At 59.7% G+C, this 5,096-nt stretch carries 4 protein-coding genes; 2 read left to right on the top strand and 2 right to left on the bottom strand.

Going from position 1 to position 5,096, the window contains the following annotated elements:
- Positions 1–408: 408 nt before the first annotated feature.
- Together EOA27_RS40815 and EOA27_RS42985 are read right to left on the bottom strand one after the other, a co-directional pair.
- Positions 409–585: a hypothetical protein gene (locus EOA27_RS40815; RefSeq protein ID WP_189562073.1), complete on the bottom strand. Its 177-nt coding sequence runs from the start codon at positions 583–585 to the stop codon at positions 409–411.
- On the bottom strand, positions 582–1,301 hold the full coding sequence (locus tag EOA27_RS42985; RefSeq protein WP_281059455.1) for an ATP-binding protein: 720 nt from the start codon (positions 1,299–1,301) through the stop codon (positions 582–584). The genes EOA27_RS40815 and EOA27_RS42985 overlap by 4 nt, the downstream gene beginning before the upstream one ends.
- Positions 1,302–1,773: 472 nt before the next feature.
- Here EOA27_RS42985 and EOA27_RS21085 point away from each other — a divergent pair, with 472 nt between their 5' ends.
- Together EOA27_RS21085 and EOA27_RS21080 are read left to right on the top strand one after the other, a co-directional pair.
- The gene (locus tag EOA27_RS21085; protein ID WP_127257065.1) at positions 1,774–4,098 is read left to right on the top strand and encodes an FdhF/YdeP family oxidoreductase; all 2,325 of its coding nucleotides are present in this window, start codon (positions 1,774–1,776) and stop codon (positions 4,096–4,098) included.
- 2 nt (positions 4,099–4,100) lie between these two features.
- On the top strand, positions 4,101–5,096 hold a 996-nt coding region (locus tag EOA27_RS21080; RefSeq protein ID WP_145970451.1), incomplete at its 3' end, for a cytochrome ubiquinol oxidase subunit I.

Below are 5,096 nucleotides of genomic sequence, written 5' to 3'. Positions count from 1 at the left end.
GTTGTAGGCAATGCCGAAGCTAGCGGCTTCGGCTTCGCCCGCCGCCAGCATGCGCTTCGCATCGGAGAGAGTGAGTGTGGTGCGAGAACAGGGCATCGTCTTTATCGCCTCGGGTTCCTCTTCAGCGGTGATCGAGTGTTTCCTAAGCTACACGCGGGTGGATGGCGCCGAGGTAAAAAGAGGTAAATTCGATGGTAAGCTGGGGCTGGGAGCGGAACTCGCGCCTATCGAACATGGGAGCCTTTGCTCGAACCATTCCAATGGAACGACGTTTGGGGTGCGGTGAGGTGTGATGTGAGCGAATGATGGCGAGCACCGAGCCCGCCATCATTCAAGCGGCTCAGACAGGTAGCGGACCTGGCTTGGGAGCATTGCGAGCCGCTAAAAGCTTCGATTCACTGCTGCAAATCAATTCGGTGGAGGATTACGCAACAGCGGCAACACTCGTTTTGATTCGACCAAGATCGCCCGTGGCTGTCCTTGGCGTTTGCCGCGCAGGTAATGCAGCTCCGGCCTGTAGCTCGGCGCCACAAACTCCCGAAGCGCCGCTGAGCATTTTGCGAGGATGGCAAAGACTTTCATCATTGTGTTCCTTTCCGTTCAGCGTGAACCCAGTTGCTCGCATCCTCGGAGATGGCAGGCAGCCAAAGATCGATCGTGGTGCCATGTCGGAGCGTGCTGGTTATTGAGAGCACGCCGTTCAAAGTCTCCACGATCCGCCTTACGACGGCGAGCCCAAGGCCGCTTCCGTTTGCCTTTGTCGAGAAATTCGGCCGGCCAGCCATTTTGAGTGTCCAGTCATCCATCCCAACGCCGTTGTCGCTGACGGAAAGGCGGATCATCCGCTGGGCCAAGCCGGGCTTGCTTGACGGCGGAAACTCTAAAGCCGCGGAAATGGTGATAGCGCCGCCTGCGGGCATCGCGTCGCGGGCGTTCAGGACAAGATTGAGAAGTGCGCGTTCGACGAGCAGTCGGTCGATGAAGGCCAGCGAAAGGCTGCGCGCGATGTGCAGGGTCAGCTTGATGTTTGGTGAGAGGACGTTCGCAAGCACGACCTGAAACTGCTCGAGCAGCTGGCGAATATCCGTCGGCTCCGGTCGTGCCGGTCGCGAATTCGCAAGTTCGAGAAGTTGCCGGGCGAGGACTTTCGCGCGAAACGCGCAATAGATCGCGGCATCGATCTTTCCGAGTTCTCTCGTCGTGCCTGCGCGACGGCGCTGCAAGTCCTCCAGGGCAATCACGACCGGCGTGAGCAGGTTGTTGAAACCATGAACGACCGATGACAGCAGCCAGGCGTCCATATACGGAGGAACCGACCCATCTGGATCGTTGTGACTGAATTGCGAGGACGTATATGCTCGCATGGCTGGCTCCCTGGACCCGTTCTAAACTGTTCAACGGCAATCAGAGCTAACAACAGAGCAGGTCCGCCACGCTATTATGCCGATGTATGAAACGGGCACCCTTTCGGACGCAGCCACTGACCGGAATCGACATCCGAGACGTCTACTAGGTTGGGCGACGCCATGCGCTCACGATGCGACACACGCGTGTGCCCACAGACTGCTTCTGTTTGAGCACCGTAGGCTCAAACGGACACCGAATAAGAACAGACCCACACAACTATTTACCTCGTTTAACCGCCCCTTCTAGGCCGCATCCTCTATACATTTGCTGTGTCGGCTACCTTCGACACTGTGAGAAACCGGGCAGGAAAACGGCCAATACGTTCCAACGCCCAGCCTCGACGATTCTCGTCCAGGGCGCCGATCAATGCTCCCGTTCGCTCCACATGGAGGCGCGCCCGTGCCGAGACCCAGGATTCGACCCTACAGATCGCCGGCCGGCGGCTGGGGCGCATTGAAGGCGACGGGTAAGGCACTGAGCGAGCAAGAAATCTTGCTTAGCGGTGCCGTCACACTCATGCGCATGAACCAGCCCGAAGGCTTTGATTGCCCTGGCTGCGCCTGGCCTGAGCCGAAACAGGCCGAGCCCATCCAGTATTGCGAGAACGGCGCCAAGGCGCTGGCCTGGGAGGGCACAGCCAAGCGCTGCACCCCTGATTTCTTCGCGGAGCATACCGTCTCCGAACTGGCGACTTGGGACGACTATGACCTGGAGATGGTCGGGCGGCTCACGCACCCGATGGCTTACGACGCGGCCTCAGACAAATACCTGCCCGTTTCCTGGGAGAATGCCTTCGCCCGTATCGGCGCAATTGTGCGAGGGCTAAACGATCCCAACAGCGTGGAATTCTACACGTCAGGCCGCGCATCGAACGAAGCGGCGTTTCTGTTCCAGCTCTTCGGCCGCGCCTTGGGCACCAACAACTTCCCCGATTGTTCCAACATGTGCCATGAGGCGACGAGTGTCGGCATGCCGCAAAGCATAGGGGTTGGCAAGGGCACGGTGCTGCTTGAGGACTTCGATCTCGCGGACTGCATCCTGATCATCGGCCAAAACCCAGGGACGAACAGCCCCCGCATGATGACCAGCTTGCGCAACGCCTCGCGCCGAGGCTGCACCATCATCAGCTTCAATCCCTTCAGCGAACGCGCGCTTGAGAGATTCCAGGCGCCCCAGAACCCTATCGAAATGGCCACGTTGACGTCGACGCCGATTTCCTCGCGCGTGTTTCAGCTTCGAGTCGGCGGCGACGTTGCAGCACTGAAGGGTATCATGAAGGCCTGTATTGAGGCTGATGATGCAGCGATCGCGGCCGACGAGGCGCGTTTGCTCGATGCCGATTTCATTCACGGACATACGATCGGATTTGAAGCTCTGGCGGCGGATCTTCGCAGAACATCTTGGGAGGCAATCGAGCGTCAGTCGGGCCTCAGCCGATCGGATCTGCACATCGCTGCCGACGCCTACCTCAAGTCGGAAAAGACGATCCTTGTTTACGGGATGGGCATCACCCAGCACCGGCGGGGCACTGAGAATGTCCGCCAGATCTGCAACCTCGCATTGTTGTGCGGCAACATTGGCCGGCCAGGTGCCGGCATCTGTCCGGTTCGGGGTCATTCCAACGTACAAGGAAACCGGACAGTCGGCATCACTGAAAAGCCACCCGCCGAGATGCTCGACCGCATCCGGGATCTGTTTGGCTTCGAGCCGCCGCGCGCCAATGGGCATGACACGGTGCTTGCCTTTGAAGCGATGCTGCGTGGCGAGGCCAAGGTACTAATCGCACTTGGCGGCAATCTCGCCGCTGCGGCGCCAGACACCATGGCGACGCACCGCGCGTTGCGCGGACTCGATCTCACCGTGACCATCTCTACCAAACTCAATCGCACTCACATGGTGCACGGCAAAGATGCTTTCATCCTGCCCTGCCTGTCGCGCAGCGAAATCGATGTCCAGTCGAACGGGCCGCAGTCGATCACGGTCGAGGATTCCATGTCCATGGTACATGCGTCCACGGGCCAAAACGCGCCCGCCTCCGAGCACCTGCGAAGCGAGACCGCCATTGTGGCAGGACTCGCCCGCGCTGTTCTGGGTGAGTCTTCTTCCGTCACTTGGGAGAACTTCGCAGCTGACTACGACAAGATCAGAGACGCGATCGAACGCGTCTTCCCAATATTCCAGGGTTACAATGCTCGCGTGCGCATTCCCGGCGGTTTCCACCTGACTTCACTCGCCCGCGAGCGGATTTGGGCGACCCCGTCAGGAAAGGCCGAGTTTGCGGTATTCGAGGGCCTGGAGGAGGATCCACACCAGGGTGACCCGACCGCGCTTTGGCTCACCACGATGCGCAGCCACGACCAGTACAACACGACGCTCTACAGCCGCTCCGACCGCTATCGTGGCGTATTCCACCAGCGCATGGTCGTGTTTCTGAACGGCCGCGAAATGGCTCGCCAGGGGGTCAGACCAGGGGATACCGTAGCACTCGAAACGATCTCCACTGATGGCGCCACACGCAGGGTCGACGGGTTTAAGGTGATTGCTTACCAGCTGCCCGACGGATGCTGTGGCGCCTACTATCCAGAGGCCAATCCGCTCGTCCCGCTCTATGCCCGAGATCCGCAGAGCCACACCCCCTCCTACAAGGCCGTGCCGGTGCGCATCCGTCGTTTGGCGGCCCAGGAGGGTTGACCATGGACGCCACGACGCTGTCGCGTATTCAATTCGGCTTTACCATCGGATTTCACATTCTGTGGCCCGCCTTCACGATCGGTATCGCTTCCTTCGTGGCCTTCTTGAGTTTCATGTGGTGGCGGACCCAGAATCCTGTCTACGGCAGCCTTATGCGGTTCTGGATCCGCATCTTCGCGCTCGGATTTGGTATGGGCGTGGTGACCGGCGTGGTGCTCTCTTATGAGATCGGCACCAACTGGAGCGGCTTCTCCCGCGCCGTGAGCAATGTGCTCGGCCCCTTCTTCATGTACGAGGTGATGACCGCCTTTTTCCTTGAGGCGGGCTTTATCGGCATCGTGTTGTTCGGCGAGAACCGCGTCGGCCGTGGCATGCACTTCTTTGCCTGCCTCATGGTTGCATCGGGAACCTTGTTCAGCGCGAGCTGGATACTGGCCTCGAACAGTTGGATGCAGACCCCGGCCGGATACTCGATCGACGCCAGCGGCGTCTTCCACGTCGTCGACTGGTGGGCGGCCGTATTCAATCCATCGTTCCCATATCGTTTCCTGCATATGGTCTGCGCAAGCTATCTGACCGGCAGTTTCGTGGTCGCGGGGGTGTCGGCCTATCATCTCTGGCGTGACCAACATATTGCCGCGTCGCGCAAGGCGTTCTCACTTGCGCTGTGGGCGGCGATCGTTCTGGCGCCTCTGCAGATTGCGCTCGGCGACGCCCAGGGGCGCAATACGCTTCGATATCAGCCCACAAAAATCGCGGCGATGGAGGGCCTGTGGGACTCTGGCGACGGCGTGCCGGCTACATTGTTCGCCTGGCCCGACATGACCGCGGAGAAGAACCGTTTCGCGATTGCAATTCCGCACATTGCAAGCGTCTATCTGACCCATTCGTGGAACGGACACGTGCAGGGACTGAAAGCGGTGCCATTCATTGACCGGCCTTATGTTCCGCTCGTTTTCTTCGCATTTCGCATCATGGTCGGTTGTGGGCTGCTCCTC

Source organism: Mesorhizobium sp. M2A.F.Ca.ET.037.01.1.1, assembly GCF_003998075.1.
In the GTDB taxonomy this organism is placed as follows: Bacteria; Pseudomonadota; Alphaproteobacteria; order Rhizobiales; family Rhizobiaceae; genus Mesorhizobium.
Note: the sequence above shows the minus strand (reverse complement) of the source record. Positions and strands in the feature narration are given on the sequence as shown.